Below are 14,021 nucleotides of genomic sequence, written 5' to 3' on the forward strand. Positions count from 1 at the left end.
TTATGAGCAAGTGGAGCTAGGAAACTTTAAAATATTTCAACTGGTCATTCAGGATCTCGGCTGCTGCCGCCATGGCTTGGCTCTCTTCCGCCAGCATCTGTGAAGCCTGCATCACTTCGTTGGCGGCCAGATGAATACTGGTGACGTTTTCCGTCATCTCATTGGCGACTAACCCTTGCTGCTCCGATGCCGCTGCAATCTGCGCCACCATATCGTTCGATTTCACCAACTCAGTCACCATATTGGCTAACTGCTTTTGCGTATCCAACGAAATCGCGACACTTTGCTCGACTTTGACGTTGCTGCGCTGCATCGCTTGGACCGTACGCTCGGTGCGCTCAGTTAACGAATCGATCGTCTGCTGTACTTCATTGGTGGATTGCTGAGTACGTGAGGCCAAGTTGCGTACTTCGTCCGCCACAACCGCAAAACCACGCCCTTGTTCACCAGCACGAGCCGCTTCAATTGCCGCATTCAGTGCCAGTAAGTTGGTTTGCTCGGAAACTTCACGGATAACGCTCACCACTGCGCTTATTTCCTGTACGCCCGCTTTTAACTCCGCCACCAACTGGTCGGCAGCGGAAATGTCTTGTGACACGTGCGAAACGGTTTGTGCGGTCTTCTCCATCGCTTGACCACTTTGCTCTGCATGATGCGTAACCAACTGGGTACTGTGCGCGGTGTTCTCTGCATTGCTCGCAACATCGGTGATGGTGGTACTCATCTCCGTCATTGCGGTTGAGAGCAGTTCCAGTTGCGAATGCTGCGTGCCGACACTGGTCGCAGCTTCTTCACTTGCCTGAGCGATGCTTTGCGCCATATTGGCGGATTGTTCTGCCGCTTCATGTGCCGCCATCAAAGTAAACTGCAGTTTCTCCAACATACGGTCTATTTCACGACTCATTACTCCCAGCTCATCTTTGCGCTGCGTATTTAGTCGCACACGTAAATCGCCGTCGGCAATTTTGCTCGTGTTATCAATTAACCGGTTGAGCGGCAAGACAATGTTGCTTGAGATAACATAACCCATTGCCACTAACATGGCCGCCATAATTAATGCAACAAACGCCTCTTTAAGCGCCGCCGCGAAGAAAGACTCTTGTATGTCCGCGACCAAGATACCAGAGCCAACAATCCATCCCCAACCTTTGAACTGCTCAACGTAGGAAATCTTATCTTTCAATTTGCCATTAGGGCTTTTCCATTGGTAATCGAGGAATCCACCACCGTTTTGCGCGGTTATCGACGCCATCTCCTGCCAGTGGAATTTGCCAGCGCCATCTTTAAAACCGGAGGCGTTTTGCCCGTTTAACTCCGGCTTGACCGGATGCGTGACAATCGTGAGCTGCGGTGTGGTGATCCAGAAGTAATTATCACCGTCATAACGCAATTTGTTGATCGCTTGAATAGCGCGAGACTGGGCTTCTTGCTCACCGATTTCTCCTTGCAGATCATAATAGTAACTGACCAAATTCAACGCGGTTTCCACCTGAGCTTTAAGCTTACTTTCGCGTTCAGCCATGGAGGATTTACGTTGCTCATTCAAGTTGTAAATGCACGTCGCCACAATCAGAGCAACGGAGAGAATCACGAGCGAGAGAAGTTTGTACTTTACCGATAAGTTACTAAGTTTCATCTGAGCATCCGTTTTTTTATAAAGCCAACTGAGTCGTATTTTTTATTGAAAGATGATCATTACTCGTTTCAGTGAATAGTCAAAGGATGCATATCACGATTTTAACCATTTGTTACGTGTGGGTTTCAGAATGGCCATATTTATCACGTTTGCTAATGCAAAATGCCTTATTAGAGATGTCCCATATGATTTTTGATAGTGATACCTTTGGCCCTATATGCTCAAACTGATAGATCCGATTACAATCTGTTTTCATTTATTGTCAGGTGATCTCACGCTCAGTTTTTCGCCAGTGTTAACGTTATCTGTGTATCCACACCATTAAGACTTAACAATCTCCTTACTTCAGCGTCACGATTGTCTGGAATTTCGTGAGTCACTACCGAGAAATCAACATCGGTTTCAACGCTAAGTGGTTATGTGAAGCAGGTTTACTATTTTTTAGCGATATCAAGCGAAAATATCCTTACTAATTTTACTAATAAGGACAAATATCATGTTGTATTTGGAGTTCCTGTTCCTTTTGCTGATGCTTTACATCGGCTCCCGCTACGGCGGTATCGGTCTTGGTGTCGTGTCTGGGATCGGTTTGGTTATCGAAGTGTTTGTGTTCAAAATGCCGCCCACTTCCCCACCTGTAACGGTCATGCTGATCATCCTTGCTGTTGTCACCTGTGCCTCGATTCTTGAAGCGGCCGGCGGATTGAAATACATGCTGCAAGTGGCTGAGCGCATGCTGCGTAAGAACCCAAAACGGGTAACGCTGATTGCCCCTTTTGTCACTTACGCGATGACGTTCATGCTGGGTACTGGCCACGCGGTTTACTCCATCATGCCCATCATTGGCGACGTCGCTCTGAAAAATGGCATTCGCCCAGAGCGTCCGATGGCAGCGGCCTCAGTGGCATCGCAAATTGCGATAACCGCCTCACCCATTTCTGCGGCGGTGGTTTACTACTTAGCGCAACTTGCCGACATTAACCACGAAATCACTTTGCTTTCTATCCTTTTAGTTACCGTTCCTGCGACGCTGTTCGGCACCTTGCTGATGTCACTTTACAGCCTAAAACGCGGTAAAGAGCTGGACGACGATCTGGAATATCAAGAGCGTTTGAAAGATCCGGTATGGCGCGAAAAAATCCTTAACACCACCGCAACCTCGTTGGATGAGCATCTACCCGCCGCCGCGAGAAACTCTGTCCTGCTGTTTATCGCTTCCATCTTTACCATTGTGCTCATTGCCATGGTGCCAGAGATCCGCATTATCGCTGAAGGGAGCAAACCGATCAGCATGGCGGTGGTCATTCAGATGATGATGCTGTGCTTCGGCGGTATCATTTTGCTGGCGACCAAAACGGACCCGCGCAGCGTGCCAAATGGTGTGGTGTTTAAATCGGGTATGGTAGCAGCGATTGCAATTTTCGGTATCGCGTGGATGTCAGATACCTACTTCCAGTACGCAATGCCTCAGTTTAAATCCGGCATCGTTGAGATGGTGAACAACTACCCATGGACCTTCGCTTTAGCGCTGTTCATTGTCTCGGTGGTGGTGAACTCACAAGCCGCGGTTGCGCGTATGATGTTGCCTGTTGGCCTTGGCTTAGGGCTTGAACCCGCACTACTGATTGGTTTAATGCCAGCGCTGTACGGTTACTTCTTTATTCCAAATTACCCTTCAGACATTGCGACCGTAAACTTTGATAACACAGGCACCACTAAGATTGGCAAATGGTATTTCAACCACTCCTTTATGGCGGTTGGTTTGATTGGTGTCATCGGTGCCTGCTGCCTCGGCTACTTGCTGGGCCAAATCATTATTGGCTAACTAACCCATAACGACAAAGAGCGGATATCATGCCTGAAATGATATCCGCTCTTTTTTTAGCACTTAGGTTGAGTTTTACCCCATGTCTTAAACTTCGGGCGTCTCACTTTTCTTGTGTGACAAAAAACGTACCCAACTTTGCGTTTGTGTCGACGATTTTATCGCATCAGCCTTTTTCGCTAACGCAAGTGCGGCTTCTAAGCGGTTGAGACGGTACAGCGCGTTCACTTTGAGCAACTGTGCATCATAGAAGCGCTGCTGATTTTCCATTTGATCCAGTGACGCGATCACCTGTTGATATTTCTGTAGCTGATTTTGCAGCACTGCCACTTCCCAATGGTATTTACTCTCAATCTCTGCGGCTTTATGCCAGAAATGCAGCGACTTCTGCCACTCTTTTGCCGCTTGCCAATATTGCGCTTGCAAGCGGATCAGCTCAAGATCGCTGTCAGCCTGTTCAAGTTGTGACAATGTCACTGCAGCTTTTTCATAAATCCCTTGGCTCGCATACAGATATGCCAACGACTTGCGTTCAGAATCGAGCAAGGCAATGCCTTTAAGTTGCGCGAGGGTCAAAATATCTAACGCCGCTTTTTGCTGATGTAAATTGAGGTAGCCACTATAGGCTTGCATCCACCAGATTTTTTTCTCCGGTTGCAAGGCAATCAGCTGTTTGGCGTTGCCCACCACCTGCGACCATTGCTCAAGCTGGGCATGCGCGCCAAGAGAGATTGAGAGCACCGCCACGCTCGGTTTAGGGTCGAGTTTGCGCTGTTTCTCCAGCGCGAGCAACGTCTCACGCCACTGCTCTAGGCTGTAGTGCGCTTGCGCCAGATGCAGCCACACTTCGGCGGCGTTTTCTCCCTCGGGAATGGATTGCGTGAGCAGTTCGAGGTGCGGCAAAGCTTGACGAAATTGACCTAGCGTTAGGTAGATTGACGACAGCATACGCCTAGTACGCCACTGCTCATCGTCGGCCAAACCTTGCGCGTTGAGCGCTTTTTCCAAAGCAATCACCGAATGTTCAGCTTGCTCCGATTGCCAATATAAGATGCCCAGCATGCGCGAGATAGCTGCCACATCGCCCGGCCTTGACACTTCAGCGGTCAACAAATGCTCGATCGCCTGCTGGTTTTGCTCTTTGGCAGACAAGGTTTGCGCCTGCTGCATGTAACGCAGGGCGTAAGGTGAGATGTCCGAGTTCGCTGCCGCGGCTGATACCTTGGTCAACAGCAGGCAGCTCATCAGTAAGGTGATCGTCGTCTTTTTCATCTTCATTGCATTTTAAACTCTATCCGGGTGCTATATCCGAGAATGGGTTGCGCGGCGCCATCGACGATTTGCGGCTGGTAACGCCAACGCTTCACTGCATCAACGGCACTGCGTTCAAAGAATCGAGCTGGCTGAGCCTCCACCACTTCGATGTTTTGTGGCCTGCCCGTTTCATCAATATCAAATCTCAGCAACACATAGCCTTCAATGCCTCTCTTCTTCGCTTTGGCGGGATACACCGCATCCACTCGGCTCAGTGGGGTCAACTGCTGATGATTATTTGCCACGCTGTTACCCGGAATACCGACCGAAGGAACGGAAATTGCTAAGCCATTGACACTAAAAGACATATCAACATTAGGCATCTCAACCTGAGCCGAGGTCGTTGTCATTGGCGTTTGGGAGACCTTCATGACTTCGGGCTGAGGCGGCGGCGGTACATCCGGCGGTGGTGGCACTGCACGTTGACGTCGTGCCACTTCGCTCTGTGCTTCAAACATCACCATGTTAAAGCTGACCGGTGCAGATGGCGTTACTCCGTTTAATTTGCCCAGATTCACCATCCATGCCATGGCGGAAAACAGGGCAAACACCATCGCCAATGACACCGGCAGCGATAGCAATAATCTCAACATCAGCGTTTCTCCGCCGCCAGCGCGATGTTTTTCACCCCTGCCGCTTTCGCCGCATCCATCACTTTCACCACCGTACCGTTGTAGGCGTATTCGTCGGCTTGTACCACCAATGAGGCATCCGGTTGATCGAGTAATAAGCGTTCGATACTGGCTTGAACACGCTCAACATCGACAATTCGTTTATCGATATAGATATCATTGGCTGCCGTGACGGCGATGAAAATACCCGCATCTTTCTGTGCACTAACATTGGAGGCCTGCGGACGATTCACCTCCACACCGGATTCACGCACAAACGAACTGGTGACAATAAAGAAGATCAGCATGATGAAAACGATGTCCAGCATTGAGGTCAAATCGATCTGCGCTTCATCCGATTTTGCCTGACGTTTACCTAGTCTCAAGACTGACTCCTTAACATTCTTTCCAATTTCAGTTCTCGGTTCTGACACGCTTTATACAGGCGGGCATGAACAAACATGCCGACCAGTGCCACCACCATGCCGACCATCGTCGGCAGCGTCGCCAGCGAAATACCTGACGCCATTAATTTTGGGTTACTACTGCCTTGGGTTGCCATCACTTCGAAAACCGAGATCATGCCCGTTACCGTACCGAGCAATCCAAGCATAGGACAAATCGCCACCAGCACTTTCAGCAAGCTTAAATGACGAAACAGACGCTGATGCGCTTGCGCCATCCACGCTTCACGCACCGACAAGGCAAACCACGAGTGTCTATCTTCACGCGCTTGCCACTGCTGCGCGGTTTGCGTGCAATACACGGGAAACTCGCGGCTCAAGTAGAGAATTTTCTCTACCGCGAGCAGCCAGAAAACTACCGCGACGGCAGCGAGCCACCATAAAATCTGTCCACCCTGTTCCATAAAGGTCTGCAAAGACGCCCACCATTGGCTGGACGTCAACAGCTCAGGCAACAGTTGCGAAACGAATCCACTCACGCTGCATTCCCTACCTTGGCAGGAAACTCACGAGTTGTGTGCATTTGCTGTTCTGCTTGCTGTGCGACTAAACCGATACTCTGTTTCTCAAGTACATTACGCACGTTTTCCGCCATGCCATTAAGAATGTTGTGCGCCAGCAGTAGCGGCATTGCGGCGACAAGACCGAGTACCGTCGTGACCAGCGCCATCGAAATACCACTTGCCATGATCTTCGGATCGCCATTACCAAATTGAGTGATCACTTGGAAGGTCTCAATCATGCCGATCACCGTCCCCAAAAGACCCAGCATTGGTGCTAAAGCGGCAAGCAATTTAAGCATCGAGAGCCCTTTTTCCAAGCCATTTTGCTCGTCAACAATCGCTTCCAGCAGACGAAGTTCTAATGCTTCCACACTGCGCGGACGTTCACTGTCGTACACTGCCAGAATTCGACCCAGCGGGTTGTTCTGTGGTGTGTTCGGTGTTTTCAACTGAGCCTTGATTTTGCCCTGTACCGCAAGCAGTACCACGGTGCGGTAGGCTGCGATGATAAGACCGATTGCCAACAAACCAATGATCACTTTGCCGACCACACCACCTGCCGCAAAGCGCTCTGCCAAGCCTGGCGACTGCGCATATTGCTGCAACAACACGCCACGAGTCGGATCGAGCAGCACAGGCATCATCTCACCTTCGCTTGCCGCGACCAGATCTGAGCGTACAGGTACGTTTTCAGGCAGTTTGGCGAAAGAAGAAGCAAATTGCTTGTCATGATGCCAATTGACATAACCTTGCTCAGTCAACAGGCCAAAATTACCAAGTGTCAGTGCTGGCGTCGCTTGTGTTTGGCCTTCTGCATCTAGCATCGCAATGGTGAGCTCGCTGACACTGCGGCTGGCACTGATTTGCGCTTGCATCACCTGCCACAAGCCGCGTAGCTGACGAATATCAGGCAGTGTGTTTGCCTCTACGATATCATTGACCACTTGAGTTTGATCTGTCTGGCCAATCGCGGTAACCGCTTCAGCAAGATCCGCTTTGATCTCTTTCGCGTGTTGACGCACCACACCGAACAATTCGCCCAAACTGCCCGTTTCAACACGCAGTTGCTCTTCTAGTTGAGACAACTGCACTTCGTTGTCACTAAACTGACTGGCTAGCTCATCATTCTGGCTTTCCAATTGGGCTTTTTTCTCTGCCAGAGACGCTTTCAGTGCTTTTAGTTGCTGCTCAGTCTGTTTAAAGCCTTGCTCACGCTGTTGATTGTGTATTTGCTGAGTTTGGTTTTCGATTTTGGCTTGCTGCACCAACTCGGCCTGCGCCAGTACGCCCGCAGAGGACAATGTCAACAATCCAGCCGCAAGAATAGATACGGGTTTCATTTACATCACCTCTTTTGCTGCAACAGATAACGGAAGATAGAGTAACGCTGGCGCGACTTTCTGGTTGGCCACATCAAAGGCACGATTGAGCTCAGACGCCGGAATTTGCGTTAATTCCATCCACTGCTTTTGCTCTTGGTTCCAGTACCAGAAAGCTTGACCGCTTAAGCTGCGAGCAATCAAAGAGATGCGGCCCAAATGCAGCAGCTCTGCCTGACGCGCTTTACCATCGACGGTTTGAATTTGTGCCTGATACGCACCAATGCGGCTACCGTAATCGAGCTCAATTTGGTAAGCCTCTAAAATACGACGAAATTTCTCCGCTTCAGCGACATCAGCACGTGCCATTAGCAGTTCCAGCTTTTCCACCCGATCTTTGCGTTGTTCGGCTTTTAGTGGAACATCATTACTAACCAGATCTTTCAACTCTGCCAACATGTCATACATCAGAGGAACGATACCTTGCCGCGTCGACTGGATCTCGCTAATTTGGCTCGCTAAACTCGACTTTTCCTGCTCTTGGCTGTGGATCAAAGAAGTCAAGTGGCGCTGGTAAATCTCGAGATTACGCACTTCTTCCTGAAGCAGTTCAATTTCGGCTTGCAATAACTGGCTGTTTTCAGCACTGGCATTAATCAGTGATTGGCTTTTTGCCGCAGCAGTGTTGGTATGGCTTTGAATTTTCTGCGCCTTGTCGAGATCACTGCCATGGGCAGTGGCAACGGTCGCCATCAGTAGTGCGGCGGCACTGGCTTTGTAGAACGTCATAAGAGTTGTCAATAACCTGATGTAAGTTACAATTGCTGTTGATAGTCATTCGCATTATCAACCAAGAGAAGTGCATTCTAACGGATTTTTTGCAGAATACCAACTTGAATGAATATCACCTTCGCAACGTTTAAATAAGTAGTGCGTTGTCTATTTCGATAAACTGGTCAGCGACATTTCTCAACCCTTGAGCACTGAGACCCGGTACACCATAAACCACCACTTTTTTCCCATAACGTTGCTGAATGCGCTCGACCAAAATTTCAAAGTCGCCATCACCAGAGAGCAAAATGACTTGATCGACTTCCGGTGCCCGTTCAATCGCATCTAATGCTATGCCAACATCCCAATCGCCTTTGGCACTGCCATCGGCGCGTTGAATGAAAGGTTTAAGTTTCACCTCCAAACCGATTCCGCGCAGAATGTGATGAAACTGCCTTTGCCCGGGATCACGGCTGGCAATGGCGTAGGCATTCGCTACCACCACCTGTTTGTTTGCGGTGGCTTCTTGCCAAAAACGGTTGTAATCAAACTTGCGCTGATATTTTTCACGACAGGTGTAATACACATTTTGTACATCAACAAAAATGGCAACTTTTTCTTTCATTGGCGTTGTTAACCTAGCAGATGAATTTGCCCCACCCTATGCGATAGCGGCAGAAAAGGCGAGCAAAAAGCGTAACTCGGCGAATCATATACCTGCAAAGAGCAGATGATGTCTGCAAAACAAACGAAGTGGTGGAAAAACGCACCGTAAAGATAGACATTAATTCGAGCTCGCTCAAAAAGCATATGCAACAAAAATATTAATCTTACAAAACGCAATCGGTTATTTGAACACTCTCACCTTTTGCTGATCGTTTTATTAATATTAGACATCCATTGATTCAAATCATAAATGGAACCCACCTCTCAACCTTACTATATGCCGCTAAAAGTGACTTTCATTGCATATTCCATCACACAACAGAGTCACTCCTTCAGCCAGACTCGGCAACATTGCGCCTAGCTGAACAAATAACTTGCTGTTCGAACCTCAGGACGAAAGAGAACGACGAATAAAATGACTACAAAATCCAAGCTCAACAAAGACTATTCCGTCAGCGCCAATCTTATCTCGACGACCGACCCTCGCAGCATCATCACCCACGCCAATAGCGATTTTTGCACAATTGCTGGCTACACCCGCGATGAGCTAAAAGGACAACCACACAACATGGTGCGCCACCAAGACATGCCAAAAGCGGCCTTTGCACAAATGTGGCAGTACCTTAAAGCGGGCAAAAGTTGGATGGGGCTGGTAAAAAATCAGTGCAGTGACTCACAGCATTACTGGGTTTCGGCGTTTGTGACGCCCATCCGTAACGCTGAGGGCGAGATCATCGAGTATCAATCGGTTCGCTCCAAACCACAGCCAGAACAAGTTGAAAGAGGGCAAGCATTATACGACGCCATGCGCGCCAATAAGTACAAAGCCAAAATGCGCCTGCCACTAAAGCGCCTTACTACGTTATCTGCCGCGCTGACCCTCTTAAGCGGGGTTGGCGGCATCGCCTTAGCCTCATTTTCTTTGCAAAGCGTCGCAATGGTTTTTGCCAGTGCGACGTTAGCACTTGGTTGGTATCAGCAAAAACGCTACGAAAAAATTCGCGCACTCGCCGACGAAGCGTATCACAACCCATTGATGGAAAAGCCTTACACCAATCACTACGATGATTTTTCGCCAGTTGAGTTGGCGTTGATGATGAAAAAAGCGGAGCTGCGCGCGGTCACCGCTCGCGCAACAGAAACCTCTGGCAGTATTTTAATTTCGGCAGAAGAAGAGTTTGCCACCATCCAATCGATTGGCGAAAGTTTGGATCAGCAGTGCCGAGAGACCGAACAAGTGGCCGCTGCGGTTGAAGAGCTCACCCACTCCATCCATGAAGTAGCTAATGCTGCCGCTGCTGCGTCTGCGTTGGCAGGTGATGCGAACGACGATTCCAAAACCGGACTTGACAGTATCCGCTCGACCATTCGCATGGTTGACGCCCTTACGGCAGAGCTGCACAACTCAAAGCAGATCATTGAACAACTGGCCAAAGATAGCCAGAAGATCGACAGTATTCTTGAAGTCATTACCGCGATTTCAGAGCAAACCAATCTGCTCGCGCTCAATGCCGCAATCGAAGCGGCACGCGCTGGCGAATCGGGCCGCGGTTTTGCCGTGGTCGCTGACGAAGTACGCAATCTTGCCTCCAAAACGGGCAGCAGCGCCAATGAGATCCACTCGATGATCAGCCAGTTGCAAAACACCGCTCGTCAGGCAGTCGCGGCGATGAATACTGGCAATGAGTTGTCACAAAACTGCAAGCGCCAAGCCGATAGTACCGGTGAAGTACTCAGTGCGATTCGCGATAAGCTGGGCGCTGTCACCGACAGCAGCCATCAAATCGCCACTGCAGTGGATGAGCAAGCAACCGTTACCCAAGAGATCAATCGCAATATTGTTAACATCAAGCAACTTGCCGACAACACCTCGCACGCTTCTCAAAGTTCGATTGTTCGCACCAGTGAGCTGGTCAGTAATTTGGAAGAGATGCAGCGTTTGATGCGTCAGTTTTCTTAACGCTTGCTTTACTCAACGCACTTAAGCGCAATACGTGAAAGGGAATACAAAAAAGGGGAACACGACGTTCCCCTTTTTCATTTCGTTTCTTTTCGTCACGATCCGCTTAGAACTGTCCAGCGACAGAAAAGAAGAACTGATCTTTACCGAGATCGCTATCAAAGCCATGCGCGTAGCCTAACGTCACGGGCAGCTCTAGGTTGTAGCCAAGACGCACCCCCACCGTGAGCGACACACCCGCGCCAGTCAGTTGTTTGTACTCTTTAGTGTCACTCCACGCAGAACCTGAATCGACAAATGCTGTTCCTGAAATATCCCCCAAGCCTATTGGATACAATCCCCAGTTACGCTCCACGCGTCCAAGCCAAGTGCTTGCTTCCACTCGCTGAGTCACATAACGGTCGCCAGATTGTACCGTTTCGTCATATCCGCGCAGCGCCTGAGTTTCACGGCCAAACAGTGCAACTTCATCACTTTGGTCGGAACCACCTAAGCGGAACGGTTTCGCTTTGCTATCGGCTAAGCCCCCAGCAAGGCGCAATGACAATGTCGAGCGGCCCGGTAGGTCGAACGTGGCTTGCCACTGACCTTGGTATTTCTCACCTTGGTAGTCACTTCCCAGCAGTTCGTTGCTTTCAACCACCACATCTAAGTAATGCCCCCAACCTATGCCCGGAACATTGAGGTAGGTTTCACGATTGTCGAATGTCGTTGCGATCCCGATCAGAGATTCTTCCGTTTCTACGTAAGGCTTAGTGGCACCAAACTTCGGTTTTTTCGCTTCGGACTCTTTATCCCAGTACACACCCGCCGCAAAACTGAGCTGGTCTTCAATCGCGGTAAAAAGGTGGTTTCGTTGAATAAGTGCACTGTCACTTTGTTCAATGCGATAGGTTTCCGAGCTGCCTTTCTTAAACGTGGTAAAATCGTGTGAGCGCTCTAACTGGATCATCCAGCGTGAATCGTACAAATAGCCCAAATTGTACTGAGCAAGGCTATTTTCTGTATCCCAAGCAAAACTGAGTTGATATTGGTGACGATTTAACGCATCCGCCCCGTTAGTCATAAAACCAGCCAGTGTTTGGTTCTCATCTTGCGAAATGATAGGCAGCCAAGTACGTGGACGCAGGCTAGACCAAGGGCTGTAATCGCTTATCTCACTTTTTGCCGCCACCGCTTCAACAGGATCAACGTAGTTGTACTGACCTTGCGCATCGGCCACGGTAAAGGTGCGCAGCGGTTCCACACGCTCTTTTTCGCGTAACGTGTAACCTTTTGCATCATAGGATTGATAAACCAGCCCGCTTCCCGCTTGCCAATGGGGCTCAAACGCTCCGCCGACTTCACGGGTGATCTGAGAAATCTGTTGTGTCTCTAGGTCAAGCGTATAGATATTAAACACGCCGTCGTAATCGGCGCTATAGAGCACTTTACCATCTGGCATCATCGTCGGGGCATTTTCCACGGCGCGCGAGTCCGTCAGCTTGTGCCACGTCGCGCTGTTCAGATCAAAACGCTCTAGGTTCCAACCTTGCTGCGGGCGTTTCATGCTCGCGACTAAGAAATCGCCTTGCGGCGCGAGAGAAAATCCGCCCAGTACATCACCCTCTTCTCCTTGCCAAATCAGCGTTTTGCTTTCAGGGCTGTTGGCATCCATAAGCCACAGCTCACTCAAACCATCCACCTTACGTGACGCGAGGTATTGATGCCCATCCGGCAACCACTTCGCCATGCGAAAACGCTGTTTTTCCGTCAACTGCGTCCAACGGTCATCTTGATAGACAAACACATCACTCAATACGCGGCCATCGGCGTAGGTGATAGAGCGAGTTGCCAGGACGCCCGCCTGTGGATGAACATCAAGCGAATTAATATGCTTAGTTTTACTTAACGTTTGTTCGTTCTCAGCATCTAAGCGCTGCAGCTCTGAATAGCCATCACCATCATTTCTGTTAACCAGTAAACCGTTGTCACTGGCACTGACTACTTGCAAAAATGGAGCCGTGTACTTGCCTTTGCCAATCACCGCAGCTTCGGTCATTTGTGTCACGTCACCTTGGTATTGCTGGTAAATATGACTTTGGAAATCAGACCACAACTGCTCGAAATCTTTGCCAAACGTGGTTCTCGCGGTGCGATTAAGCAAAAAGAACGGAATCACTTTTCTGCTGTAGCTGGTGAGAAATTCACCCACTTTCTCATCGCCATACGTATCGGCGAGATACTGAACAAAATAAGCGCCATACAAATAGTTGTAGCCCAATGGCCACTCTCTTGATGCGACGGCGACTTGGTTCAAGCTTTTCACTTCACCAGACGCCACTTCCATGCGCATCTGCATGTCGTAGCCAGTACCTTGTAAGCGCCCGTAACCTGCCGCTTGATTTGTCTCCTGATAGACGGCTAATCCTTCAAGCATGAAAGATGGCGTCATAAGGTGCGGGTACAAAAACGGATTGCGGCCGAAAATGTTGCGCAATGTTTTGATCGCTCCGCCACCCATCTCCATATGCATGATGTGCGTGTATTCGTGTTTGATCAGCAAATGCATCCATTCGTCATTGTTTTCTAGACTGTTCGCCTCATCGGGCGGGCTCATAATCAAACGGATTTGCGGATAAGGCACCACCGTCGCCCAGCCGTTAGAAAAATCATACTCATCGACAAGAACAATTTCCGTTTTTTCTTCTGGTTGATAACCAAAAAACGGAACTAACTCGCGGTGTGATTGTTCGGCCAGATCAAGCGCACGCGCCGCTTGCTTTTCATGGCCATTGCGAAAATGAATCACAAAATGGTCCGAAGATTGAGTCAACCAAGATTCGTTTGCTCTATCCCAAGCGACAGACTGCGCCGCAGCTTGCTGAGGAATCGCCGAGCCAAGGGCCAGAAGGGCGGCCAACGTCGCAGCAATGGATGATGGTTTCATAACGTTTTCCCGTAAGTACACAG

At 49.5% G+C, this 14,021-nt stretch carries 11 protein-coding genes; 2 read left to right on the forward strand and 9 right to left on the reverse strand.

What is annotated here, in order from left to right:
* Window positions 1–16 precede the first annotated feature (16 nt).
* The gene (locus EWA64_RS19405; RefSeq protein ID WP_061894572.1) at window positions 17–1,636 is read right to left on the reverse strand and encodes a methyl-accepting chemotaxis protein; all 1,620 of its coding nucleotides are present in this window, start codon (window positions 1,634–1,636) and stop codon (window positions 17–19) included.
* 496 nt (window positions 1,637–2,132) lie between these two features.
* Between EWA64_RS19405 and EWA64_RS19410 the strand changes: the two genes are divergently transcribed.
* The gene (locus EWA64_RS19410) at window positions 2,133–3,461 is read left to right on the forward strand and encodes an anaerobic C4-dicarboxylate transporter (RefSeq protein WP_061894571.1); all 1,329 of its coding nucleotides are present in this window, start codon (window positions 2,133–2,135) and stop codon (window positions 3,459–3,461) included.
* A gap of 87 nt (window positions 3,462–3,548) precedes the next feature.
* Here EWA64_RS19410 and EWA64_RS19415 read toward each other — a convergent pair whose 3' ends face one another.
* The 7 genes from EWA64_RS19415 to EWA64_RS19445 form a co-directional block, all read right to left on the reverse strand.
* Window positions 3,549–4,733 carry a tetratricopeptide repeat protein gene (locus EWA64_RS19415; RefSeq protein ID WP_065860329.1) on the reverse strand — a complete coding sequence of 395 codons (1,185 nt, stop codon included), beginning with the start codon at window positions 4,731–4,733 and terminating at the stop codon, window positions 3,549–3,551.
* A 2-nt stretch (window positions 4,734–4,735) separates the two neighbouring features.
* Window positions 4,736–5,368: an energy transducer TonB gene (locus EWA64_RS19420; protein ID WP_061894569.1), complete on the reverse strand. Its 633-nt coding sequence runs from the start codon at window positions 5,366–5,368 to the stop codon at window positions 4,736–4,738.
* Window positions 5,368–5,772 (reverse strand): ExbD/TolR family protein, encoded by a 405-nt coding sequence (locus tag EWA64_RS19425; protein ID WP_039427422.1) that lies wholly within the window; start codon window positions 5,770–5,772, stop codon window positions 5,368–5,370. Before EWA64_RS19425 ends, EWA64_RS19420 begins: the two co-directional genes overlap by 1 nt.
* Window positions 5,769–6,329 carry a MotA/TolQ/ExbB proton channel family protein gene (locus EWA64_RS19430; protein WP_061894568.1) on the reverse strand — a complete coding sequence of 187 codons (561 nt, stop codon included), beginning with the start codon at window positions 6,327–6,329 and terminating at the stop codon, window positions 5,769–5,771. The genes EWA64_RS19425 and EWA64_RS19430 overlap by 4 nt, the downstream gene beginning before the upstream one ends.
* Window positions 6,326–7,693, reverse strand: a complete 1,368-nt coding sequence (locus tag EWA64_RS19435; protein WP_061894567.1) for a MotA/TolQ/ExbB proton channel family protein — start codon at window positions 7,691–7,693, stop codon at window positions 6,326–6,328. Before EWA64_RS19435 ends, EWA64_RS19430 begins: the two co-directional genes overlap by 4 nt.
* Window positions 7,694–8,461 (reverse strand): DUF3450 domain-containing protein, encoded by a 768-nt coding sequence (locus EWA64_RS19440; protein WP_061894566.1) that lies wholly within the window; start codon window positions 8,459–8,461, stop codon window positions 7,694–7,696.
* A 130-nt stretch (window positions 8,462–8,591) separates the two neighbouring features.
* The gene (locus EWA64_RS19445) at window positions 8,592–9,068 is read right to left on the reverse strand and encodes a LabA-like NYN domain-containing protein (protein WP_061894565.1); all 477 of its coding nucleotides are present in this window, start codon (window positions 9,066–9,068) and stop codon (window positions 8,592–8,594) included.
* Between the two features lie 456 nt (window positions 9,069–9,524).
* On the opposite strand from EWA64_RS19445, the gene EWA64_RS19450 reads away from it, so the two are divergent.
* Entirely contained in the window at window positions 9,525–11,069 is a 1,545-nt protein-coding gene (locus EWA64_RS19450; RefSeq protein ID WP_061894564.1) for a methyl-accepting chemotaxis protein, read from the forward strand.
* A 106-nt stretch (window positions 11,070–11,175) separates the two neighbouring features.
* Here EWA64_RS19450 and EWA64_RS19455 read toward each other — a convergent pair whose 3' ends face one another.
* On the reverse strand, window positions 11,176–13,998 hold the full coding sequence (locus EWA64_RS19455; protein WP_061894563.1) for a hypothetical protein: 2,823 nt from the start codon (window positions 13,996–13,998) through the stop codon (window positions 11,176–11,178).
* Between the last annotated feature and the right edge of the window lie 23 nt (window positions 13,999–14,021).

Source organism: Vibrio cidicii (genome assembly GCF_009665415.1).
GTDB lineage: Bacteria > Pseudomonadota > Gammaproteobacteria > Enterobacterales > Vibrionaceae > Vibrio > Vibrio cidicii.